We start from the raw sequence: 22,463 nt of genomic DNA, 5'->3' as shown, positions 1-22,463 counted from the left end.
TATATGAATATAAACCTAGTTAAATAGTAAAATAGGAATATAGTTAAATATTAAAATAGTTAACTATTTGTTCTGTTTATGGGAGTTAAGAGGGTTTCGTTATTTGAAGAAATATATTTAGGGCGTAAGTCTTGGGAGGAGCATTAAATGATATATATAACTATTTTATTTGGTGGTATAGCAGCATTATTTATAGTGCTCTTTCTACTAAATCGCTATAATATAAACAATATAAATAAGGAATTGAAGAAGCTTAAAAATATAAAAACCAATGAACAATTAAAATTAGCAGCCCCTAATAAAAATATTGAAGAGATGATAGGTGAAATTAATTTTATATTAGAAAAAAGTCAAAATGATAGAATAGCTCATGAAAAGAGTGAAAGTGAATTAAGAAAGCAAATTGCTAATATATCTCATGATTTAAGAACTCCTCTTACATCTATTCTAGGCTATGTACAGCTAATTAGGGATGAGTCTACTAGTGAAGAAGAAAAACAGGAGTACTTAGATATTATAGAAAAACGCTCTAAGGTGCTGCAAAATCTTATTACTAGCTTTTATGATTTATCTAGATTAGAAGCCAATGAATATGACCTAGAATTTAAAAAGGTTAATGTTGAAAGTTTATTGCGTGAAATTGTAGCAGCTTTTTATAATGATTTTGTTGATAAAGGCTTTGAAGTAGAAGTTGATCTACAAGAAAAATTACCAGCTATAATTGCTGATGAAAATGCTGTAATTAGAATTTTTACAAATATATTTCAAAATGCCTTAAAGCATGGTAGTAAAACTATGTCTATATGTCAAAGGCAAGTAGATGGAGTAATTATTTCTACTTTTAGTAATAGGGTAGAAAACTTTACACAGGAAGATTTGGAACATGTTTTTGATAGATTTTTTACTACAGACAGAATGAGGACAGGACAAAATACAGGTCTTGGATTAACTATTGTAAAGAAACTTACAGAAAGTATGGGACATGAGGTTTCTGCTAGTTTAGAGGATGAAGTCTTTACAATTCAGATTAGATTCAAATTAAAATAGTAGTATAAAATATATAAGTTTTTAAATAAGAAAAGGAACATTCAAGGCTGAGAAAACGGTTTATGAATGTTCTTTTTTATGTATAATATATGACTTTTTTATGTATAATATATGACTTTAAACTCAATCTTAAAAAATCAGCCTATTCTATATGAGCATAAAAAGAACATTTTTAACGATAGTAATAAAATGGTTAAAATGTATTTTAAAGCTACACAATAAGATGTATAATTAATACATAATTGTGGAAAAAGGTGGGAGTGATTTGAAAAAGTTAAGAAGTATAATAGTAATTACAATTTTAGCTATGGCCTTTGTTGGATGTTCAAATGGACAAGCTACTAAAGAAGAAACTAATAATAGTGGAGAAAAAAAAGAAATAATAATCTCAGCAGCGGCAAGTCTTAAAGAGTCTATGGAGGAAATTAAAAAGGTCTATGAAGAAAAAAATAATATAACTTTAACTTTTAACTTTGGGGCATCAGGAGCACTTCAAAAACAAATTGAGGAAGGGGCACCGGTAGATATATTTATGTCTGCAGGAGAAAAGCAATTTAAAGCTCTAGAGGATAAGGAACTTATAGAAAGTGGAAGTAAGAAAGACATAGTAGAAAATGAACTTGTTTTAATTGTTAATAATGAGTATAAAGATAAAGTAAAAGAGCTAGATGATTTGGATAACCTAGATGGACATATAGCTTTAGGCGAAATAGGCTCTGTACCCGCAGGACAATATGCTGAGGAAGCTTTAATTCACTATAATAAGTGGGATGTCATAGAGAATAACATTGTTTTTGCCAAGGATGTTAAACAGGTTGTTAGTTATGTAGAAAGTGGTGAAGCAGCTTGTGGTATTGTTTATAAATCTGATACAGTTAATATAAAAAATTCTGTTGTGGTCACTACTTTCGATACATCAAGTCATAAAAAGATCATATACCCTGGAGGGGTAATAAAGACTTCTGAAGTTAAAGGTGAGGCTAAAAGTTTTTTAGAGTTCTTAGCTACTAGTGAAAGTAAAAAAATACTGGAAAGGTATGGTTTTAAGGTTAATTAATCATTAAATAAGGATAATTTATAAGCTTCATAGGAAACAATTGCCTGAAGGAGGTTATAAATTATACATGTTATACAAAATAGAATTCCTATAGTATATATTCTAAACAATATAAGATGAGGATGATAAATATATGATGGAGTCCATATTAACACCAGTGATAATTTCGCTTAAAGTAGCTTTTGTTGCCACAGGGATAGTTATTATTTTTGGTATAGCATTAGCATGGATATTTTGTAGATATAGTTTTAAGGGGAAGTCAGTATTAGAAACAATAATACTCTTGCCTATGTGTCTTCCTCCTACAGTAGTAGGGTATGGAATGCTAATAGTCATGGGTAGAAATGGTCCTTTAGGAAAGCTTACTGAAGCTGTATTTGGAGGTACTTTAGTATTTACGTGGCAAGGTGCTGCCATTGGAGCTGCAATTGTGGCATTGCCATTAATGTATGAAAGTGCTAAGGCTGGTTTTTTAAACGTAGATATTACATGTATAGAGGCAGCTAGAATATTTGGTGCCAGTGATAGCTATATATTTTTTCATATAGTATTACCTATGGCTTTTGACAGTATTATCAGTGGAGTTATTTTAGCATTCACTAGAGCTTTAGGTGAATTTGGAGCTAGTCTTATGGTTGCCGGTAATATACCAGGAAAAACTCAAACTATACCAATAGCAATATATTTTGCTATGGAAAGTGGAAATAGAACTCAGGGAAATGTGCTGGTAGCAATTGTAGTTGTATTTAGTTTTATTATGGTATTTTGGTTGAATAGATGGAAGAAACTTAGAAAATAATGATAAATACTAAGAATAATAGTATAATAATCTAGGTAGATTTTATAGCGCTTTGGGAATAGGAGGGGATTTCATGGAAGTTTTTGACCTAATAGTTATAGGTGCAGGAGTAAGTGGAGTTATGGCTGCGGTAGAGGCCAAATCTAGAGGAGTAAATAGGGTTATTGTAATAGATAGGGATATAGAACCTGGTGGAGCTATGCTTTCATGTGTTCAGGCAGGTTTTTATTATAAGAGTATAAAAGAAAATTTAGCTGCCCCTGAATTAATATCAGGATTAGTAAAGGATGCCTTAAACTTAGGCGTAATTATTAAGTGTGATACTACAGTTTTGGAAATAAAAAAGAATAAAGAAGTTGTTATGGTAAATAGTAAGGAAGGAATAAAGACTATAAAAGCTAAGTCTATAATTCTTGCCATGGGCTCAAGGGAGAGACCCTTTGGTTATAAAAACATATTGGGTTATGGGTTGGCCGGAATTACCACAGCTTGCTCAACGCTAAAGTATATTAATAGAAAAGGTGTATTACCAGGAAAAAGATGCATTGTATTAGGCTCAGATGATATAGGAATACTTGCAGCGAGAACTTTAGTTTTAGAGGGAGCCAATGTAATAAGTATGATAGAAACCAGTGGAGCTATTAGAGCTGTAAGTAATAAAGCTAAGGAATATGTTGAAGACTTTAATATTCCTGTACTCTTTAACCATAGAGTAGTAAAGATATATGGTACCCATAGAGTTACTGGTGTAGATATCGTACATCTAGATGAAGAATATAATGTTATTGAAGGAACTAGTAAATATGTGGATTGTGATACTTTAGTGCTATGTATGAACTTAAAACCAGATACTGCAATAGCAGAAAAAGTGGGAATAGATATAGAGAAAGAAAAGGGTGGTATATTTATTTCGGATAAAATGGATACCTCCATGAAAGGAATATTTGCCTGTGGCGCAGTGGTTGATGGGTATACTAATGTGGAGAAGGTTATGAATCAAGGAAAATTAGCAGCTAAGTACGCAGCAGAGTATTTGTGTGGAGTACAATAGAGCAAGGGTAAACTAATAATGAGCTCGGGATATGGATAGGATATATGTAAAAGAGAAAGTAGGAAATATATAAATCAATGGAAGAATATATAGATAAAAAACAGAAAATAATAAACTATGCAAAGAAACTTTCTTTAGATACTATTGGATTTACAGAGTGTAGAAGATTTAATGAACTAGAAGAATTTTTCATAGATAGAAAAGAAAATAATCTTTTTAATGAGTTTGAAGAGGAAGATATAGAAAAAAAGATTAATCCAAAGCTTTTAATGGAAAATGGAGAAACTATTATATCAATAGCTTTTCCTTATTATCATGGTGATAAAGGAGAAGGAGATAAATTTTCTCTATATACAAGGGGACTAGATTATCACAGAGTAGTAGAAAAATATTTAAAGGAAATATGTGATTATATAGAATCCTTAGGAGGAGAGGCTAAATGGTTTGTAGATAGTAACCCATTACCAGAGAGATATATCGCAGCTATAAGTGGAGTTGGATTTATAGGGAAGAATAATACTCTTATTACGGAAAAGTATGGCTCCTATGTATTTTTAGGAGAAATAATAACAAATCTTAAGCTACAAGGGGATAAATCAAAAAAATATGGCTGTAAAGGGTGCAATTTATGTGTGGAAAAATGCCCAACAAATGTTATAATAGAAGATGTTAAAAAGTTTAATTCTTCACAATGTGTTTCTTATTTAACTCAAAAAAAGCACTTAAATAATGAAGAATTAAATATGGTTAAAGGCAAGATTTTTGGGTGTGACAATTGTCAAAAAGTATGTCCACATAATTTAAATGTGGAAGTTTCACCTATTAAAGAATTTCTACCTAAGGAATATATGGAAAAGGTTGATTTATTAGAGCTTATAAATCTTGATAATAAAAACTTTAAAGAAAAGTATATCATGCATTCTTGTGGATGGCGTGGAAAGAATTTATTAATAAGAAATGGGCTTATCAATTATTATTTGAGGTATAATGAAGATAGAGATAATATAGAAGAGAGTATTAACTCACCATACATAAAGGAGTATTATAACAGATTATTCAAGAAGTAGTATGGAGGTAAGTCTTAGGTATAAAGGAGATTTCTATGAAAAGAGATATATTAACAAAAATTTTAAATAAATTACCAGAGAGTCTTTCTGGAAAACTAGCAAGAAGTTATGTAAAGACATCAATAAAAAAGTATGCTAATATGAAAGTTGAAGGCTACGAAAAAATTAAAGGTATAAAGGGCCCAATAATATTTATATGTAACCACTTAAGTAATGCTGATGGGCTAATACTTAACGAACTATTAAAAGACTTTGACCCCACATTCATTGCGGGAGTAAAGCTTTCCAATAACGATTTTACTAAGAATGGATTTAAGTTTATAAAGACCATAGCAATTAAACCTAATTCTGCAGATAAGGATGCTATTAGTAAAATTGTAAAGAAACTTAGGGCTGGAGAAAATATTATGATATTTCCAGAGGGAACAAGAAGTAGAAGTGGTTCAATGATAGAAGGTAAGAAGGGATTTCTTCTAATGGCTAAGTTATCTAAGGCTAAGATAATTCCAATTGGGTTAGCGGGCACAGAAGAATTTTTACCTATAAATGATGGTGATATGGGGGAAGAAAACTTCCAAACAGCTCAAGTTACTGTAAGGTTTGGAGAACCTATATATTTACCTGAAAAACTTAAAGAAGAAGATAAGAATGAATATAATGAAAGAGCTATGTTGGAAGTTATGAAATCTATAGCTGCTCTTTTACCAGAAAAATATAGAGGTGTATATAAATAAGGATTCATTGAAAAACTTATAGTAGATGATATTCTAATTATGTAAAGGGAAAGTATAAGTAGCTGATTTATAAAGGTAAGTGTTAAAAAATATTATTATGGAGTATAAATATACTTATATGTGTTATTAATATATTAGCATGTATAGTAAATTTTATTTAATATAATTTAAATGGAGGTAATCAAATGGGAAGCAAATCTTTAAACAATTTCCTTAAAACTAATTTAGAGGACCTTAAGAGTAAAGGGCTTTATAATGAAATTAATGTTATTACAGGACAAAATGGACCTGTGATAGAAATAGAAGGAAAGAAGCTAATAAACCTATCTTCAAACAACTATCTAGGACTTGCCACTAACAAGAGAATGATTGATGCTTCAATCAAAGCTACAGAAAAGTACGGTGTAGGTGCTGGTGCTGTTAGAACAATAAATGGAACATTAGACATACATATAGAATTAGAGAAGAAGTTAGCAGCATTTAAGCATACTGAAGCTGCAATAGCTTTCCAATCAGGATTTAACTGTAATATGGCAGCAATATCTGCTGTAATGAACAAAAAAGATGCAATACTTTCAGATGCATTAAACCATGCGTCAATTATAGATGGATGTAGATTATCAGGAGCTAAAATCATAAGAGTTGAACACTCTGATATGGATGATTTAAGAGCAAAGGCAAAGGAAGCAAAAGAATCAGGATTATATGAAAAAATAATGGTAATCACTGATGGTGTATTCTCAATGGATGGAGATGTTGCAAAACTTCCTGAAATTGTTGAGATTGCAGAAGAGTTTGATTTAATCACTTACGTTGATGATGCTCACGGTTCTGGGGTACTAGGAAAAGGTGCTGGAACAGTTCACCACTTTGGATTATCAGACAAAATAGATTTCCAAATAGGAACACTTTCTAAAGCTATCGGTGTAGTTGGAGGATATGTAGCAGGATCTAAAGACCTTATCGACTGGTTAAAAGTTAGAGGTAGACCATTCCTATTCTCTACATCATTAACTCCAGCAGCAGCAGGAGCTTGTATAGAGGCTGTAAATATATTAACTGAAAGTACGGAACTTCATGATAGATTATGGGAAAATGGAAATTACCTTAAAAAGGGCTTAAAAGAATTAGGATTTGATATTGGACATAGTGAAACACCTATAACTCCATGCATAATTGGAGAGGCTGCTGAGGCTCAAGAATTCAGTAGAAGATTATATGAAGAGGGTGTATATGCTAAATCAATAGTATTCCCAACAGTACCACTTGGAACAGCTAGAGTAAGAAACATGCCATCAGCTGCTCACACAAAAGAATTGTTAGATGAAGCTATTGCTAAATATGCAAAAGTAGGAAGAGAAATGGGCTTAATAAAATAATATTTGTATTAAAAGTAGAGGAGGAATATCCTCCTCTAAAGGTTATAGATTTTAACTAAAAAACATTTAAATAAAATTTAAATAACATTAGATAGGGAGAATCAATATGAAAAGAATATTAGTTAGCGGATGCTTAGGTCAAATTGGTACGGAATTAGTAACGAAATTAAGAGAAGTTTACGGAGTAGATAATGTAGTAGCTACAGATGTAAGAAAACCAGAAGGAAATCCAATCGTTGAAGGTGGAATTTTTGAAACTTTAGACGTAACAAACTATGACGAATTCTTATCAATAGCTAAAAAACATGAAGTAGATACTATTATTCATCTTGCAGCACTTTTATCAGCAGTTGCAGAAGCAAAACCACAACTTGCATGGACTATTAACATGGGTGGTCTTGTAAACGCTTTAGAAGTTGCTAGAGAATTAAATTGTAAATTCTTTACTCCAAGTTCAATAGGTGCATTTGGACCATCTACACCTAAGGTAAATACTCCACAAGATACTATTCAAAGACCAAACACTATGTATGGTGTAACTAAGGTTTCTGGAGAGTTATTATGTGATTACTACCACTCTAAGTATGGTGTAGATACAAGAGGAGTAAGATTCCCAGGACTTATTTCTTATGTAGCATTACCAGGCGGTGGAACTACAGATTATGCAGTTGATATTTATTATGAAGCATTAAAAGCTGGTAAGTATACTTCTTTCATAGGTAAAGGAACTTACATGGATATGATGTATATGCCAGATGCTATAAATGCAATAATCACTTTAATGGAAGCTGATCCAAGTAAATTAAAGCACAGAAATGCATTTAATATAACTGCAATGAGCTTTGAACCAGAGCAAATAGCTGCAGAAATTAGAAAGCATATTCCAGAATTTGAAATGTCTTATGATGTAGACCCAGTAAGACAAGGAATTGCAAACACTTGGCCAGATTCAATAGACCCATCTGCTGCTAAAGAAGAGTGGGGCTTTAAAGCTGAATATGACTTAGCTAAGATGACAGCAGATATGCTTGAAAAATTAAAAGCTAAAGGCATAAAATAGAGATAAAAATAAAGGACTGAATGAAGATAAAATATCTTTATTCAGTCCTGTTTTTATATGCTTGTACTATTTAACTATAAAATTAATGATTAGTTTTCTTCGCAATATAAGGAAGAATTAATCCTAAACCTATTAAGAAGAATGGTGTGGCAATATTAAGTACTAATTGGAATGGATCTGTAGAGTATATACCACCAATACATGCGAAAGCTGTAAATGCAAAACACCATGCTCCGATAATAATACCTAGTGTTTTATTTTTCACAAATTTGTATTCAGGATTGAATTTTTCTCCTGCCTTCTTTAAAGCTATATATGCAACAAATACCCATAAGTAACGTAGAGGCATACATATAGCATTTAGTTTTACTAACCATTTTACTAATTCATCTACACTTCCTATACCAAAAGCAGGTAGAATTATTAAAATTGAAACAATAACTAATATAAGTTTATGTCCGTTTGTATAAGCACCATATTTGTTTTGTACAAACAATTTTTCAGGTATGAACTCTCTATCAGCACTATTAAGTAACATACGTAAAGGTGCATCAATTGATATTATAAGTACTGCAAATTGTCCAATAAGATTTGTAATAGCATAAATAATTACGAAAGTATTTCCTATGTGATAGTATTCACCTAACTTTTGGAAAGCATAATATGCACCATTAGTCATTAAGTCTTTAGGAACATTATTTGAATCAAACATCATACCTAATGATATAGTTCCTAAAATTGCACATACTGCAACCATAATTGCTAATGCAATCATACCTTTTGAAAAACCAGTTTCAGGGTCTTTAACTTGGTTAACATAAGGTGATATTTTCTCACATCCACCAACAGCAAAGACTAAGATTGATAAGCTAGTAAAGAATTTAACATCAAATGTAGGCATAAAAGTTTTAAATGACCAATCTATAGCATTTAGATTAGCATCTGTAATTGCTGGAGCTGCTAACATTAAGATGATAAATAGAATAGACATTACGAACATAGATGTTCCTGCAAAGGTAGCTATCTTTTTTAATGGATTTAATCCCTTTGATGCAATATATAATGCAATTAAAAATACTACTAAGCAAGATAATTGTAATAGAGTTGTATTCATACTACTGATTCGTTTATCTTGGAAAATTGCCCAGCTAGCTGAAATCATAAAACCAGATGGTTTTTGTGAAATATAAGGCATATGAACTACCCAGTATGTCCATCCAGCATAGTATGCAATTCTTGGTCCTATGGTTTCATGAATCCAAGAACTAACTCCACCACCAGAGTTTTTAAATGCAGATCCTAATTCACCTACCATTAGTGCATAAGGTACAAAATAAATAGTAAAAATTAATACCCAAGATACAATTGCTTTAAGTCCATTGTACTCAGAGAAGCCGTTAATAACATTACCAAAACCCCATACTGTTGAGAATGCCATAAAAGCTAAGGTGTACCAAAGAATTTGTTTATCCTTTTTTTCAGACATAAATTTCCCTCCTATATTAAATTACGATATTATTATATCATGGGAAACATTCTTTTTACATTTAAAATAAAATATTTTCATATTAATCGAATTATTTTTAAAATATTATAGAAATTATTAAATATTATTGAACATTTATCTATAAATATAATCTGAATAATTTTTTATTAATAACATATTAAAATAATTGGATACATAATTACATAAATTTGTATTAATGTTCTAAAATTTATGAGATAATATTAATAATGAGTATATATGACGGAGGAAGCTATGAAATTATATATTAAGCAAAAAGTATTTTCATTTACTGATAGATTTATAGTTAAAGATGAAAAAGAGGAAGATAAATATTTCGTTGAAGGTGAAATGTTTTCTATGGGACATAAACTTCATATTTATGATATAAGTCATAAAGAAGTGGGCTATATAAGGCAGAAACTCTTTACCTTTATGCCTAAGTTTGAAATTATAATAAATGGCATGGTAATTGGAGATTTGATAAAAAAATTTACTTTTATTAATCAAAATTATTATCTAGATGGAACTGACTTAAGGTTAACAGGTGATTTTTGGGCCCATGATTATACATTATATCAAGGTGAATATGCTGTTATGACGGTGAGCAAGGAATGGTTTACTTGGGGAGATAGCTATGTACTAAATATATCTGATCAGGTTGATGAAATATTATGCTTAGCTATAGTTTTAGCTATAGACTGTGAAATGTGTACTGCTAATAATAGGGGTAACTAAGTTTAAAATTAGATAGTAAATTAGAAACCCCAAAAATTACTAGGGGGGGAACTTTTATTGCAATAAAAAAGACAAGCTATTAAGTAAAGAAAATAACTGGGGTAAATAAAGCAAAAAGGGGGGAATTTAGTGGTACCATTAACAGGTACTTACTAGATAAAAATGAGTAAAATTATTAAAGAAAGATTATTTATGCGACAGATAAGTTGTAGCATGAAAGAAGGTATTTTAATAAGGGCACAGGGGTTTAATTTATTGGAGATTATGGGAAACATATGAAAACAAGTATAAGCTTCGAATTAACTAATTGTGATGATATAAGTAAGTTTTTAAAAGATTATATAAAAACCCTGTCTTCACCCTTCGATTCATATTTAGAGGACCATATAATTAAATCTAAGTTTTATAGAATAGTTATGAATTCAAAGTATATAGGATATTTTGCTATATATGATGATGAATTATTAACACTGTTTTATATCAAGTGTAAATATATAAAATACGCTCAAAAGTATTTTAATGCTATATTAAAAAAGTTTAATCCAAAATCAGCCTATGTATTTACAGGAGACGAGTTATATTTAAGTTGTATATGTGATATAGAAAATAAAGAAGTGAAAAATCAAGCTTATTTTTTCCAGGATCATAAAGGTAACCCAGAGAAAATAAGGTATTATAACAGTGGTAATCTAAGAAAAGCAGAGGATAAAGATATTGATGTGATAAAGGAATTCAGTGGTGACTTCTTTGAAGACGTATACAAACAGGTTAAGGATGGAGAATTATATATTTTTGAAGAGGGTACTAACGTGTTAGGTTTTGGTATACAAGAAAAAGGAAGGATACTAAAAGGATATACTAGTATAGGTATGTTTACCAGAGAAGAATATAGACAAAAGGGTATTGGAAGAACTATTATAGCAGAGCTAAAGAAACTTTGCTATAAGCAAGGAGAAATTCCAATTTGCGGATGTTGGTACTATAATACAAATTCTAAAAAAACTTTAGAAAGTAGCGGATTCGTAAGTAAGACAAGACTTTTAAGAGTGGAATTTAAAGATAACAATGGAGGGAATTAATCTATTTCAAAGATTTTGAGGGGAATAAATTAGAAGCAGCATGGTTTATTTAGGATTGATAATAAATATATTGACAAGTAATACAAATAAAACTTATAATGTAAATATAAGTAACGAGAAAGGTGGGAATACGTTGTTTATGAACAGAGATTTTTATAAAAATAATATAAAATTAAATAGAATATATAATAACGCCCTACCTGAAATTATAGGTTTTTAAAGTTGAATTTAAAGTATTAATTTGTAATTAAGTCCTAGGGGTATTCCTAGGGCTTTTTATATCTAAATATTTTAAATAGCATAGTGAACTTAAAAGTAATATTTAAGTTAAGACTATGTTTAAAGCAAATATGTGCTAGTTAGCCATATCCTATCATCTACGGTGAAGGATATGGCCATTTTTATGTAGGGGGTTAGAATTAATGCAAATTTTAGAGTTAAGAGAACTAGATAAGAAGCAGATTGAAGATATTCAAAACTTAGAAGAGACTTGCAAAAACTACGATAAAACTAAAGGAGGTGCATTTTTATCAAATGAAATTAACTTTAATAAGGAAATAAATTGTTTTTTCCTATTATATGAAGAAGAAATACTTGTAAGCTTTCTAGCTATGTTTATACCAACATCACAGCAGGCAGAGATTTCTACATATACATTGCCAGAGAAGAGAAAGAAAGGTTTCTTTAAAATACTTTTAGAAAGTGCTATTAATGAGCTAAGAAAGTATGATGTTAGAGAAATACTCTTTGTGCATGAGCCTTCAAGCAATGACGGAAGGTTAACTTTAAGGAAATTTAATGTTAAATATGATTTTTCTGAATATCTATTAGTATATAAAAAGGATAAATTTACTAAAGTACAGAACAAGCTAAAATTATATCAAATAATTAATCAAGATGTAGATGAAATAGCAAAGTTATACATAGACATTTTTAATAAAACTTTGAAAGAAGGAAAGGCAATTGTTAATAGAGTAATAGAAGCTAAAGATAGGATATCCTATATGGCTAAAGTAGATAATGAAATTGTTGGTATATGTAGTATTAGCTTAGAAGGTGGCAATGCGTTTATTTGTGGATTAGGAATTTCAACTAAGTATCGAGGACTTGGCTATGGAAAAGAGATATTAAGTAAGGGAATAGAGAAGGCGTTGACCTTGGATATTAAAGATATATATCTTGAGGTGGATAGCAAAAATCATATAGCATATAACCTTTATATTAATAATGGATTTATTATTAAAACACAATTAGATTATTATAGATATTTGATTCAGTAATAAGTAGCCTTAAAAAATAGTTAGCTGTGTAATAGTGACGGTGTATTTATGAATGGGGATGATAGTGTGGAAGATACATTAAGCAGCAGAATAAAAAAATTAATTGAGAATATAGAAACTGAAAGATTTAATGTTATAGAGGAGTTCTGGGAATACGTAGAAGAACAAGGTACTCCCTTGATAGAAAATATTAAAGGGGATGATAATAATGCATTAGTAACTTTTTTATATAGAGGAAAAGATATTAATAATGTGATGATTTATGGGGGAGTTCCAGGGTTTCGGTATAATGAAAATATTATGAAGAATATAGAAAACACTGATGTTTGGTTTAGAACATACAAGGTAAGAAATAATGTAAAGTTTAAATACAATTTTTCGCTCAATTATGAATTTGATGATGATTATAAAAAGATAAAGAAGAATTCTGTTGTAGATATATTAAATCCAAATAAATTTCTGTTTCCAAAGGATGAAGAAAGTCCAGAATCAGAAGAGTCAATATCGTCTTTAGTAATGATGCCTAAGGTTAAGACAGAGCTATGGACAGAATTTAGGGAATATACAAGGAAGGGTGAAGTAAAATTATATAGACTTCATAGTGATATCCTGGGAGGTGGCCGCAGAATATGGACATATGTACCTTATGGGTATAAAGAAATTAAAGAGCCATGTAAGCTGTTAATTCTTAGTGATGGTTTTGAATATTTAAGTATTTCGGCTGCTACAGTTTTAGATAATTTAATAAATGATAAAAAGATTTCGAATGTGATTTGTGTACTAATTGAAAGTATACAGAACAGGTATGAAGAATTAACTTGCAGTGATAAATATTCTGATTTTATAGCTAAGGAATTAATGCCATGGATATATGAAAATTACAATGTAAGCAAGAGTCCACAGGATACTATTATTGGAGGAGTTAGTCTTGGAGGTTTAGCTGCGACTTATATGGCTTATAAAAATTCACGCATTTTTGGGAATGTATTATCTCAGTCAGGCTCTTATTGGTATGATGGTCAGTGGCTTACAAATAAATTTAAAGAGAGTGAAAGATTACCAATAAAATTTTATTTAAATGCTGGAGTGTTAGAGGATAATCCTTATGATACTGAGCCTATAATGATGGAAGTGATAAATAATATGAGAGATGTGCTAATAAAAAAAGGATATGAAGTAAGTTATGAAAACTTTCCATCAGGGCATGATTATCTAAGTTGGGGAGAAACTCTGGGAACAGGACTTATAGAATTAATAGGAGACAAGAATTGAAGACATATAAGAAAAAGGATAAGTAGAGAATAAGTTTATAACTGGATTTGAAGCTGAGGATGAGGTTTTTTATAAGAAAGAAATATAATATTAGGGGGAAAATATTTATGGAGATTATTTTTAAAGCAGTGGATAATGAGAATTGGAGAGAGTGCATTAAGCTTTCAGTTGAAGAAAATCAGAAACATTTTGTAGCATCAAATTCATATTCTATATTAGAGTCTAAGTTTGAAGATGGAAACTATCCGTTAGCAATATATGATGGAGAAGTTATGGTAGGATTTTTAATGTACAGCTTTGATAGTGATGATAATAGCTGGTGGATGTGTAGACTTATGATGGACAAGAAATATCAAGGTAAGGGTTATGGTAGGGCTGCTATATTAAAACTATTAGAACTATTAAAAGAAGAACATGGAAATATAGAAGTTTATACAAGCTTTGAACCAGAAAATAGTGTTGCTGAAAAATTATATGAAGCTGTAGGTTTTAGAAAAACTGGAAAGATAATGTGGGGAGAAGTAGTAATGGAGATACAACTATAATATAGTTAAAACTTCTGATTTAAGAAAGGGGATATCTCAAAATAAGCTAAATCTTAAATTAATGTTGAGCTTGTCATCCAATATAAGTACAAGCTCAACATAGTAAAAGATTAGAAGTTTATTTATTGATATCCCCTATAATATTTTTAAAATCTAAATGATGAAGTTGATTATTATACATATTACACCACCCATAACTAGTGAAATAGTATTTATGCTAGCCTTAAAATTGTTTTTAATAGTACTGGTTTTTTCTTTTTCCATTTTAGTTACTTCAAGATTGGCATTTGATATATACTGAGCATTGGCTTGACAAAGTCCTTGAAGAGATAATCCCGTTGGATTTCCTCCTAGGAAAGAAGAAATTCCTAAAATAACTAATATTATACCTTCAATAAATAAAACATCTTTTAAGTTATGGGCAGTAAAATGAACAATACCTAATCCAATTAACACTAAGATAATAGACCAGATTATTCCCCAAACAACACATTTAATTAAGGATTTAATTTGACTCTTATCCATGATTAATCTCCTTTTTTATTGATTATTATATTATATGAAGTTTTATAGTAATCATAACAATGTTATCTAGTAAAATTAAAATAAGGGATCTTAGCAAAATATATAAAATTAGTTTATTTTGCAAGCCCCTTATTTATATAAGTATATTCACTTAGAATATAAATTTTTAATTTATCTATTCAATGGATCTAGTAATGGTTTTCTTTTAAAACAATCTTGTACGTCATCTAGAGCTTCACCAAATCTTTGGAAGTGAACAACTTCTCTTTCCCTTAAGAATTTCAAAATTTCTTTAATTTGATAATCATCACTTTGATTTATTAACCATTCATAGGTTGCTCTTGCTTTTTCTTCTGCAGCTAAATCTTCATGAAGATCTGCAACTACATCATCTTTAGCTTGGATATAAGCTGCTGTCCAAGGTACTCCTTCAGGGTCTGTGTAGAATAAAGCTCTTCCGTGATTAGTATAGTGACCACCAAGGCCTACTTCTTCAAGCTCTTCTAGGGTAGCATTGCTCATAAGTTGATAAATCATAGTAGCTATCATTTCAACGTGAGCCATCTCCTCTGTACCTATATCAGTAAGTAGTGCTTTAGATTTTCCAGTAGGCATAGTGTAACGTTGATTCAAATATCTAAGTGCTGCACTTAATTCTCCATCTGGGCCACCATATTGAGCTACTAGAAATTTTGCCATTCTAAGATCTTTAGATTTAAGATTTATTGGATATTCTAACATTTTTGTATAATACCACATATTATAATCCTCCTGTGTTAATAATTTTCCCAAGGCCATGGTAATGAAGTCCAACACATTGGACTTTCAACAGAGGCTGAGCCGAAATTAGTAAGTGGGCCATATTTTTCTTCATATTGACGTACTAATATTCCGAGCTTATGAGATACGGCTTGTAGATCCTTAGTAGCTTCCTCGTTATCAGGGAAGTTATCTAGATATAGATTTAAATCTATGCAATAAAATTGAAGTTTTCTTATATTATTTAATAATTCTTGATCATACATAATATCTCACCCCTCTATTCCCATCTTGAGTTTTTCTTCTCGTTGTAAGGTTTATATAAATCCTTAAATATTGTGCCCTTTGATAGAGCATCCTTAACTAAAAATAAATTTTCATATGCTTGAGGTAATACAAAAGCACAAGCGTATTCCATTTTTCTATGTGAGTAATCATTATAATTGCTCATTTGTTTTCTCCTTGAATTAATTTCTACCTAATAGTATGTTATGTTATATGTGTAAAATTTGTGAAAATAAATTTCAATTTCAACTAAATTTTCATATGAATATTCCATAAGATGTTGTAAAATATTTATATATATGGATATATATAATGTTCATTGAATTATCCGATAACTACTAGCTCTAATACTCCAATCTTCTTCAAAGTGGGAGTAAAGAACTCTATTTAAAGTCTATTTTTATGTGAATTTTATAATGATTTATTAGCATATACAAAGGAGATGTATTATGGAATTACAAATATTACATACTAACGATATACATAGCAATTTTGAAAATTTAGCAAGAATAACTACAAAAATTAATGAGTTAAAAAATGATGATACAATTGTATTAGATGCAGGAGATCTAGCAGATTTTAAAAGAGTAGAAGTTAATGGAACTAAGGGGAAGGTTGCAATAGAGTTACTTCAGGAAGCTGAATATGATGCTATTTCCATTGGAAATAATGAGACCTTTGATGGAATTCATACTTTAGAAGGATTAACCTCTGATGGAAGGATACCTTTTTTGAGTTGTCATATAAGAAAACTCAATGGTGAGGAAATAGAAGGGCTAAGCAAAAGTATAATAATTAATAAAGCAGGATTAAGAATATTAATTATAGGTACTTCTCCAAATTTAAATGAGTTTAGTACAAGCTGTGGATTAGATATTTTAGATTATCTTCAGGGAATAAATAAGGAGATAAATAATAATAAGGGTAAATATGATATATGTATAGTTCTATCCCATTTAGGTATGGATAAGGATGAAGAGATTGCAACAAAAATTTCAGAGGTAGATGTAATAATAGGAGGACATTTTCATATCCTTATGGATGAACCTAAGATCATAAATAATACTATAATCCATACCTCAGGACAGTTTGGAGAACATTTAGGAGTATTAAAACTGTCTATAAAAGATAATAAAGTAAGTTTAGTAAAAGGCGAAAATATAAATATAGAAGGCTTAGATATGGATAAAGGTATAATTAAAGTATTAAAGAAGAATAAAGAGATAGCTTTAAATAATCTTTCTATACCACTATATGAAGTTAAAGAAAATTTATGGCATGATGTAATAGAAGAAAATCCTATTACTAACTTATTAGCAGATGGATTATCTAAAGTTTACAGTTGTGATTTTGCTTTCATAAATAGTGGAGTATTAAATGGAGGAATAAAAAAAGGTGCAGTAACTAATCTTAAGCTATTACAAATAGAGCCATCCCCATTAAATCCTACATACTTTGAAATTGAAGGGAAATATATATTAGAAGCTATTAAGGAAAGTTTAGATGGGGACATAGTTTTAGCTGATGGTAGGGGACCAGGTTTTAGAGGAAAATATGTAGGAAGACTTCATTTTTCTAGAAATGTAAAGATTAAATATAGAGAAAGAGAAGTACTAGAAGTTATTATAAATGGACAACCTCTTAAGGAAGATAAAGTTTATAGGGTAAGTAGCTCTGATTATCTTCATAGAGGTTCTGGATATAAAGATTTAAAGAATAATTCTAATCATAAATATGATGATAGATACATAAGAGATATATTAAGAGAATATTTATGTGATGGAGATATGGTTAATAAAGCATTAGAAGATAGATGGATAAGAATATAGTTATGAAAGGAGATTGAAGTGGAAGATAATAAATTATTAGAGAAAAATAAAAAGGTAAAAATAAGAATTATTATAGGATTTATAGTTTTGATATTGCTTAATCTGTGGGGTTTGTTAAAAGTTAATTCTCTTAGACAAGACTTAGATAGCTTACGAGGTGACATTTATAATCAGTATAATGATATGAGGACATCCTTAAGTGGCATTAATACCACTGTAGAAGAAAACCTAAAAAAGCAAGGGAGTATTTTAAGTGACTTTAGTTACTCAGTAGAAGGGCTAGATGTAGAAAACAAAACCATTAGTATTAAGCTTAAAGGAACTCCTAAGGTTTATAAAGAAGGATTAAAGTTTTATTTTAACTATGACTGTAGCGATGGAGATAGTAAGAGTGTTGAAGGTAAATTAGATAAAGCTTTAAACTATAGTGCAAAGATAGCAGTTCCCATAAGGAATACTGTTAAATTTGGATTTACGTTAGACTATGGAGAAGAAGTGAAAAAAGAAACATGGGAAGATGAATATATAGATCAAATGGAGTATCAACTTCAAATTATGCCTCAAGATTTTAAAGGGAAATATGAAACAAAGGGTGATGAAGTTATAATTGATGGACGGATTGAAAGTGTCATTTATCCAAGTTCTATAAAAGAAAATTCTGTAGAAGAAGCTTCATGTAAGTTAAGAATAAATGAGGAAGTTATAGATGAAATTAAATTAGAAAAAAGTAATGAACCTTCAAGTGAAGTTAGTAATTATACTGGAACTATCAAAGGGAATTATAAATTAAAAAATGGAGATATGTTCGATGTTATAGTTGAGGTTCAAGACACCTATGGATTTAAATATAAATATTACTCTATGACGGCAATTAATAATAATGGTACACTTAATAAGTTGGAGTCCTCTGGGGGAAATGCTTTTATACAGGTAGAGCCATAGAAACTTGAAAAGGTAAGTATATAATTATCTAAATATAAAAATATAAAACTTTACAACTAGGAATATATATAACTAGCTAAATAGTTGTTTTGTTCATGGGACTTTCAGGAGATTTACAATTTAAATAGGATGACTAAAGCTACATCAAAGTGTAAGAGATTAATAATCCTGAGTTGGTAATTTAGCTAACATAAGGAGTTTATTAATATAATTTTATATTGAGGAGGAATTGATATGAAAATTTATAAATGTAGTGTATGTGGCTACTTGTATGATGAAAGCCAAGAAGAGGTACCTTTTGCAGAATTAAAAGAAGACTGGAGATGTCCTGTTTGTAAAAGGGATAAAAGTTTCTTTAAACCATTAGAGGAAACAGATTCTGTAGATTAGATTAGATAAGTAAGTAATTAGAGAAGTAAATAATTAAATAATGTTTAATTTAAGAGTGTCTTAAGATATTGGATTATATTTTAGTAAAAACTAAAGTATAGTATATTTTAAGACACTTTTTATATTTAATTTTATAATTTTGTAAGAAAAGCTATATTGCTTTCGATATATAGGGTGAAGAAGGAAATTTGGAGGAGATTTAATGAGGGTGGATAAAGACAATTTTATTGCAGAATTAAAAAGAAAAAATCCTAAAGTTCTTGATTATATCATTGATATATATGGGCCCTTAGTAAAAGGAATTATATCTAAAACCTTATGTTCTGTAGAGGATAAAGGTTTAATTGAGGAATGTATGTCAGATGTATTTATGGCAATTTGGGTTAATGGGTATAAGTTTACTGGGGATAGTTCTAAGTTTAAAAGTTGGATAGGGGCTATCACAAAATTTAAAGCAATTGATTACTACAGAAAGTATGGTAAAAAAGAAAATAACCAGCTTATGGATGAAGCCATCACTGATGGTAAAAGTGCAGAAGATCATTATCTTGATGATATAGAAAATAGCAGGTTAGTAAGTATTATAGAAAGTATGGAGGAACCAGATAAAACTATATTTATAATGAAATTTTTACTTGGAGAGAAGAGTAAAAGCATTAGTGAAGCATTAAAGCTTTCTGTAAGTAATATAAATACTAGAATTAGTAGAGGCAGAGAAAAGATAAGAAGAGAGTACTATAAGGAAGCTAGGGAGGGGGTATAGTTATGGATAATAAGGATATATATGATAAATTTAATGAGATTGATTTTGATATAAGTGAGTTTGAAGAAATTCCTATGGATGAAGTTGAAAAACAGAGATTGAAGAAATCCTTGAAGGAGAAATTAGCAAATATAGATAATTATGAAAGCAATGATAGTATTGATTTAACAGAAGTAAATAAAGAAAAAAGTGAGGAAGAAAAAATACAGTTTAATCAAGAGAAAAACGGGAAAATGCAAAGATCTATGAAGAAGTATAAAGTGGCTGCAGTGGTTGCTATATTAGCCCTATTAATAGGCATGTCCCCTTTAGGCAAGGAAGTCATTGCGCAGATAGCTGAAAAACTAATATTTACTCCTTCCCAAGGCATTATAAAACAGCAAGCAGATAAAGAGCTATATATGCTAGAAGAACCAGTAAGAATTAATATTGATGGTAGTTCTGCATTAGTAAAAAGTATTACAAATGATGGTGAGAATATATATGTTGAGATGTGGTTTAACCAGGATGCAGAAGCTGAAGGCATAGGGGATCAAAGAGAAATAATAAACAACTTAAAATTAAAGACTAGTGATGGAAATATGTATAATGTAGGATTAACTAGCTTTGCAAGTGGAGGATATGCAGGATTTACTTTTCAGCAGGGTGAGGGTTTAATAACAGATTTTAAGTTGCACTATAAGGATAAAGATATAGGTGAGTTTAATTTAAAAAAGGTAGATTTTAAAAATAGTTATGATGAAATTGGTGGAAATGCCATAGATAAAGAAGTTCTTTTAGGGGCAACTAGTTATTATGAAGAAGGAGAAAGATACTTTAAAATATGGAGCAATATAGATTATAAACAGCGTGAAGATTACACCATTAGTTTAGATGCCATTGGAAAAGTTGAAGTTAGAGATGAAGAAGGTACTTTACTATCTATAGAAAATGCTAATGATGGAACTGGGAGAGCTTTTAAAATACTAGATCCTTACAAAGGCAAATTAGATATAAAAATAAAGGATATAGATATAAATTATGTTTTAAAAGAAGGAGGTAAATTAGCTATAAAAATTCCTAAGAAGGGTGAAACTTCCGAAATAAATGAAGACTTTAAACTTAAAGGGCTTCAAGATAGTATTAAAGCTGCTTCTATCACAAATAAAGGTGGAGAGTATACTATACACTTTGACTTTAGTAATAATTATGATGAAAGCAGAACAATATTTATGGTAAGAGAAAATTTTAGAACTGGTGGTGCCATGGGGGATATGGAAAATCAGCAAGGTGAGGTATACCTAGATAATGAAGATTTAAGTATTACAGAGAGATTTTTAAGAAAAATATATATAGATGTAAATAATATTTTAGTTCATCAACAGGGTAATTGGCAGTTCATAGTGGAATAAATTATAAAAGCACTAGCTTTAATTAGTTGGTGCTTTTATAATTAAATTAGGAATATTAATAGTATAAGGATTTACAAGAATTTTACCTTAATATAACTCACATAAAACATAAAAAAAATATAATTATAATAGAAGTCAGAATATTTATGAAATTTGAAAGGTGGATTTATATGCCTGCAAGTTATACTCACTATAGTTTTGGACATACTGTCTTAGAAAAACTGCCCCATGGGATAAAAGATATTATAATACAAAATAAAGAAGCATATTATATAGGGCTTAATGGTCCAGATATACTTTTTTATTATAAGCCCTTATTTAAGAATGAAATAATTAAGTATGGACATAGATTACATGATGAAAAGGCCTATGGATTTTTAGAAAGGTCGAAAAAGTATATTAAAGAAAGTAAGGATGAGATTTGTATCTCTTATATTTTAGGATTTGTATGCCACTTTGTCCTTGATAGTAGTTGTCATCCTTTTATTGCAGAAGCTATGAAGGAAAGTAATATATCCCATGCTGAAATAGAAGCAGAGTTAGATGGAGCATTAATGAGGAGAAATAATTTAAGTCCACAAAGGCATAGTGCAGGAGCTCATATTATTCCTAATAAGGTTATAGCAGCACATATTGCTAGCATTTATGATAATGTTAGTGGAAAAGAAATATATAAATGCCTTAAGTCTGTAAGGTTTTATAATAAACTACTATTATGTGAAAACAATTTGAAAAGAAAGATTATAAAAGGCTTATTAGGCTTAATTAAAGGTGGAGAAGGCTTTAGCCGTATGATAATTAATGTAGAACCAAATATAAAGTGTATAGAAATAAATAAAAAGCTTTTAAACCTTTATGAAGATGCTATAGATGAGGCAGTACATAGAGTTGAAGAGTACTATAGTGCTATAAAAAGTAATGACAACCTGGGGGAATTCTTCAATAGAAATTTTCTATAGGAGGGGTA

General features: G+C 29.9%; 24 protein-coding genes. 19 read left to right on the top strand and 5 right to left on the bottom strand.

Annotated features, from left to right (window positions below; genetic code table 11):
* Positions 1 to 147 precede the first annotated feature (147 nt).
* The 8 genes from ACTNBA_RS03540 to ACTNBA_RS03505 all read left to right on the top strand — a co-directional run bounded on the left by ACTNBA_RS03540 (position 148) and on the right by ACTNBA_RS03505 (position 8,194).
* On the top strand, positions 148 to 1,047 hold the full coding sequence (locus tag ACTNBA_RS03540) for a sensor histidine kinase (RefSeq protein ID WP_346878059.1): 900 nt from the start codon (positions 148 to 150) through the stop codon (positions 1,045 to 1,047).
* Positions 1,048 to 1,312: 265 nt separating this feature from the next.
* Positions 1,313 to 2,104, top strand: a complete 792-nt coding sequence (modA, locus tag ACTNBA_RS03535; protein WP_441072638.1) for a molybdate ABC transporter substrate-binding protein — start codon at positions 1,313 to 1,315, stop codon at positions 2,102 to 2,104.
* Between the two features lie 133 nt (positions 2,105 to 2,237).
* Complete coding sequence (gene modB / locus ACTNBA_RS03530) at positions 2,238 to 2,903, top strand: molybdate ABC transporter permease subunit (protein WP_441072636.1); 666 nt, start codon at positions 2,238 to 2,240, stop codon at positions 2,901 to 2,903.
* A gap of 73 nt (positions 2,904 to 2,976) precedes the next feature.
* Complete coding sequence (locus tag ACTNBA_RS03525; RefSeq protein ID WP_441072634.1) at positions 2,977 to 3,954, top strand: NAD(P)/FAD-dependent oxidoreductase; 978 nt, start codon at positions 2,977 to 2,979, stop codon at positions 3,952 to 3,954.
* Positions 3,955 to 4,031: 77 nt separating this feature from the next.
* Positions 4,032 to 5,021, top strand: coding sequence for a tRNA epoxyqueuosine(34) reductase QueG (queG, locus tag ACTNBA_RS03520; protein ID WP_441072632.1), 990 nt, complete (start codon positions 4,032 to 4,034; stop codon positions 5,019 to 5,021).
* A 35-nt stretch (positions 5,022 to 5,056) separates the two neighbouring features.
* Positions 5,057 to 5,755: a lysophospholipid acyltransferase family protein gene (locus ACTNBA_RS03515; protein ID WP_035129646.1), complete on the top strand. Its 699-nt coding sequence runs from the start codon at positions 5,057 to 5,059 to the stop codon at positions 5,753 to 5,755.
* Between the two features lie 185 nt (positions 5,756 to 5,940).
* Complete coding sequence (locus ACTNBA_RS03510; protein ID WP_035129643.1) at positions 5,941 to 7,134, top strand: glycine C-acetyltransferase; 1,194 nt, start codon at positions 5,941 to 5,943, stop codon at positions 7,132 to 7,134.
* Between the two features lie 106 nt (positions 7,135 to 7,240).
* The gene (locus ACTNBA_RS03505; protein ID WP_035129640.1) at positions 7,241 to 8,194 is read left to right on the top strand and encodes an L-threonine 3-dehydrogenase; all 954 of its coding nucleotides are present in this window, start codon (positions 7,241 to 7,243) and stop codon (positions 8,192 to 8,194) included.
* Positions 8,195 to 8,276: 82 nt separating this feature from the next.
* Here ACTNBA_RS03505 and ACTNBA_RS03500 read toward each other — a convergent pair whose 3' ends face one another.
* Positions 8,277 to 9,680, bottom strand: coding sequence for an APC family permease (locus tag ACTNBA_RS03500; RefSeq protein ID WP_346847061.1), 1,404 nt, complete (start codon positions 9,678 to 9,680; stop codon positions 8,277 to 8,279).
* Positions 9,681 to 9,953: 273 nt separating this feature from the next.
* On the opposite strand from ACTNBA_RS03500, the gene ACTNBA_RS03495 reads away from it, so the two are divergent.
* The 5 genes from ACTNBA_RS03495 (at position 9,954) to ACTNBA_RS03475 (ending at position 14,612) form a co-directional block, all read left to right on the top strand.
* On the top strand, positions 9,954 to 10,436 hold the full coding sequence (locus tag ACTNBA_RS03495; RefSeq protein ID WP_502361624.1) for an LURP-one-related/scramblase family protein: 483 nt from the start codon (positions 9,954 to 9,956) through the stop codon (positions 10,434 to 10,436).
* 275 nt (positions 10,437 to 10,711) lie between these two features.
* Entirely contained in the window at positions 10,712 to 11,515 is an 804-nt protein-coding gene (locus ACTNBA_RS03490) for a GNAT family N-acetyltransferase (RefSeq protein WP_441072628.1), read from the top strand.
* Between the two features lie 422 nt (positions 11,516 to 11,937).
* Positions 11,938 to 12,795, top strand: coding sequence for a GNAT family N-acetyltransferase (locus ACTNBA_RS03485; RefSeq protein ID WP_441072626.1), 858 nt, complete (start codon positions 11,938 to 11,940; stop codon positions 12,793 to 12,795).
* Between the two features lie 66 nt (positions 12,796 to 12,861).
* Positions 12,862 to 14,067, top strand: coding sequence for an alpha/beta hydrolase-fold protein (locus tag ACTNBA_RS03480; RefSeq protein ID WP_441072624.1), 1,206 nt, complete (start codon positions 12,862 to 12,864; stop codon positions 14,065 to 14,067).
* 107 nt (positions 14,068 to 14,174) lie between these two features.
* Positions 14,175 to 14,612 (top strand): GNAT family N-acetyltransferase, encoded by a 438-nt coding sequence (locus ACTNBA_RS03475; RefSeq protein ID WP_441072622.1) that lies wholly within the window; start codon positions 14,175 to 14,177, stop codon positions 14,610 to 14,612.
* Positions 14,613 to 14,765: 153 nt separating this feature from the next.
* Here the strand turns inward: ACTNBA_RS03475 and ACTNBA_RS03470 are convergent, their stop codons facing one another.
* The 4 genes from ACTNBA_RS03470 to ACTNBA_RS03455 form a co-directional block, all read right to left on the bottom strand.
* Positions 14,766 to 15,137 (bottom strand): hypothetical protein, encoded by a 372-nt coding sequence (locus ACTNBA_RS03470; protein WP_441072620.1) that lies wholly within the window; start codon positions 15,135 to 15,137, stop codon positions 14,766 to 14,768.
* Positions 15,138 to 15,308: 171 nt separating this feature from the next.
* Positions 15,309 to 15,896, bottom strand: coding sequence for a manganese catalase family protein (locus tag ACTNBA_RS03465; RefSeq protein WP_035129621.1), 588 nt, complete (start codon positions 15,894 to 15,896; stop codon positions 15,309 to 15,311).
* A gap of 17 nt (positions 15,897 to 15,913) precedes the next feature.
* Positions 15,914 to 16,162, bottom strand: a complete 249-nt coding sequence (locus ACTNBA_RS03460) for a spore coat protein CotJB (RefSeq protein WP_035129619.1) — start codon at positions 16,160 to 16,162, stop codon at positions 15,914 to 15,916.
* A 14-nt stretch (positions 16,163 to 16,176) separates the two neighbouring features.
* Complete coding sequence (locus ACTNBA_RS03455; RefSeq protein ID WP_084178034.1) at positions 16,177 to 16,347, bottom strand: spore coat associated protein CotJA; 171 nt, start codon at positions 16,345 to 16,347, stop codon at positions 16,177 to 16,179.
* Positions 16,348 to 16,630: 283 nt separating this feature from the next.
* On the opposite strand from ACTNBA_RS03455, the gene ACTNBA_RS03450 reads away from it, so the two are divergent.
* The 6 genes from ACTNBA_RS03450 (at position 16,631) to ACTNBA_RS03425 (ending at position 22,455) form a co-directional block, all read left to right on the top strand.
* Positions 16,631 to 18,010, top strand: a complete 1,380-nt coding sequence (locus tag ACTNBA_RS03450; protein WP_441072617.1) for a bifunctional metallophosphatase/5'-nucleotidase — start codon at positions 16,631 to 16,633, stop codon at positions 18,008 to 18,010.
* A gap of 18 nt (positions 18,011 to 18,028) precedes the next feature.
* Positions 18,029 to 18,952, top strand: coding sequence for a hypothetical protein (locus ACTNBA_RS03445; protein WP_441072615.1), 924 nt, complete (start codon positions 18,029 to 18,031; stop codon positions 18,950 to 18,952).
* 234 nt (positions 18,953 to 19,186) lie between these two features.
* The gene (locus tag ACTNBA_RS03440; protein ID WP_035129613.1) at positions 19,187 to 19,342 is read left to right on the top strand and encodes a rubredoxin; all 156 of its coding nucleotides are present in this window, start codon (positions 19,187 to 19,189) and stop codon (positions 19,340 to 19,342) included.
* Between the two features lie 202 nt (positions 19,343 to 19,544).
* Positions 19,545 to 20,105, top strand: coding sequence for a sigma-70 family RNA polymerase sigma factor (locus ACTNBA_RS03435; RefSeq protein ID WP_441072613.1), 561 nt, complete (start codon positions 19,545 to 19,547; stop codon positions 20,103 to 20,105).
* A 2-nt stretch (positions 20,106 to 20,107) separates the two neighbouring features.
* Positions 20,108 to 21,496 (top strand): hypothetical protein, encoded by a 1,389-nt coding sequence (locus ACTNBA_RS03430; RefSeq protein WP_441072611.1) that lies wholly within the window; start codon positions 20,108 to 20,110, stop codon positions 21,494 to 21,496.
* A 170-nt stretch (positions 21,497 to 21,666) separates the two neighbouring features.
* Entirely contained in the window at positions 21,667 to 22,455 is a 789-nt protein-coding gene (locus tag ACTNBA_RS03425; protein ID WP_441072609.1) for a zinc dependent phospholipase C family protein, read from the top strand.
* The last annotated feature ends 8 nt before the right edge of the window (positions 22,456 to 22,463 follow it).

Origin of the sequence: Clostridium sulfidigenes (genome assembly GCF_052067195.1) — a bacterium.
Taxonomy (GTDB): Bacteria; Bacillota; Clostridia; order Clostridiales; family Clostridiaceae; genus Clostridium_J; species Clostridium_J sulfidigenes.
This window is presented reverse-complemented; position numbering and strand designations above follow the sequence as displayed.

What these genes read in the sequence shown, in the direction of transcription:
- ACTNBA_RS03450 (WP_441072617.1), top strand. Translation starts at nt 16,631, where the DNA reads ATGGAATTACAAATATTACATACTAACGATATACATAGCAATTTTGAA.
- ACTNBA_RS03430 (WP_441072611.1), top strand. Translation starts at nt 20,108, where the DNA reads ATGGATAATAAGGATATATATGATAAATTTAATGAGATTGATTTTGAT.
- ACTNBA_RS03490 (WP_441072628.1), top strand. Translation starts at nt 10,712, where the DNA reads ATGAAAACAAGTATAAGCTTCGAATTAACTAATTGTGATGATATAAGT.
- ACTNBA_RS03470 (WP_441072620.1), bottom strand. Translation starts at nt 15,137, where the DNA reads ATGGATAAGAGTCAAATTAAATCCTTAATTAAATGTGTTGTTTGGGGA.
- ACTNBA_RS03425 (WP_441072609.1), top strand. Translation starts at nt 21,667, where the DNA reads ATGCCTGCAAGTTATACTCACTATAGTTTTGGACATACTGTCTTAGAA.
- ACTNBA_RS03500 (WP_346847061.1), bottom strand. Translation starts at nt 9,680, where the DNA reads ATGTCTGAAAAAAAGGATAAACAAATTCTTTGGTACACCTTAGCTTTT.
- ACTNBA_RS03460 (WP_035129619.1), bottom strand. Translation starts at nt 16,162, where the DNA reads ATGTATGATCAAGAATTATTAAATAATATAAGAAAACTTCAATTTTAT.
- ACTNBA_RS03435 (WP_441072613.1), top strand. Translation starts at nt 19,545, where the DNA reads ATGAGGGTGGATAAAGACAATTTTATTGCAGAATTAAAAAGAAAAAAT.
- ACTNBA_RS03495 (WP_502361624.1), top strand. Translation starts at nt 9,954, where the DNA reads ATGAAATTATATATTAAGCAAAAAGTATTTTCATTTACTGATAGATTT.
- ACTNBA_RS03515 (WP_035129646.1), top strand. Translation starts at nt 5,057, where the DNA reads ATGAAAAGAGATATATTAACAAAAATTTTAAATAAATTACCAGAGAGT.
- ACTNBA_RS03505 (WP_035129640.1), top strand. Translation starts at nt 7,241, where the DNA reads ATGAAAAGAATATTAGTTAGCGGATGCTTAGGTCAAATTGGTACGGAA.
- ACTNBA_RS03485 (WP_441072626.1), top strand. Translation starts at nt 11,938, where the DNA reads ATGCAAATTTTAGAGTTAAGAGAACTAGATAAGAAGCAGATTGAAGAT.
- ACTNBA_RS03525 (WP_441072634.1), top strand. Translation starts at nt 2,977, where the DNA reads ATGGAAGTTTTTGACCTAATAGTTATAGGTGCAGGAGTAAGTGGAGTT.
- ACTNBA_RS03465 (WP_035129621.1), bottom strand. Translation starts at nt 15,896, where the DNA reads ATGTGGTATTATACAAAAATGTTAGAATATCCAATAAATCTTAAATCT.
- ACTNBA_RS03455 (WP_084178034.1), bottom strand. Translation starts at nt 16,347, where the DNA reads ATGAGCAATTATAATGATTACTCACATAGAAAAATGGAATACGCTTGT.
- queG (WP_441072632.1), top strand. Translation starts at nt 4,032, where the DNA reads ATGGAAGAATATATAGATAAAAAACAGAAAATAATAAACTATGCAAAG.
- modB (WP_441072636.1), top strand. Translation starts at nt 2,238, where the DNA reads ATGATGGAGTCCATATTAACACCAGTGATAATTTCGCTTAAAGTAGCT.
- ACTNBA_RS03510 (WP_035129643.1), top strand. Translation starts at nt 5,941, where the DNA reads ATGGGAAGCAAATCTTTAAACAATTTCCTTAAAACTAATTTAGAGGAC.
- ACTNBA_RS03440 (WP_035129613.1), top strand. Translation starts at nt 19,187, where the DNA reads ATGAAAATTTATAAATGTAGTGTATGTGGCTACTTGTATGATGAAAGC.
- ACTNBA_RS03475 (WP_441072622.1), top strand. Translation starts at nt 14,175, where the DNA reads ATGGAGATTATTTTTAAAGCAGTGGATAATGAGAATTGGAGAGAGTGC.
- ACTNBA_RS03540 (WP_346878059.1), top strand. Translation starts at nt 148, where the DNA reads ATGATATATATAACTATTTTATTTGGTGGTATAGCAGCATTATTTATA.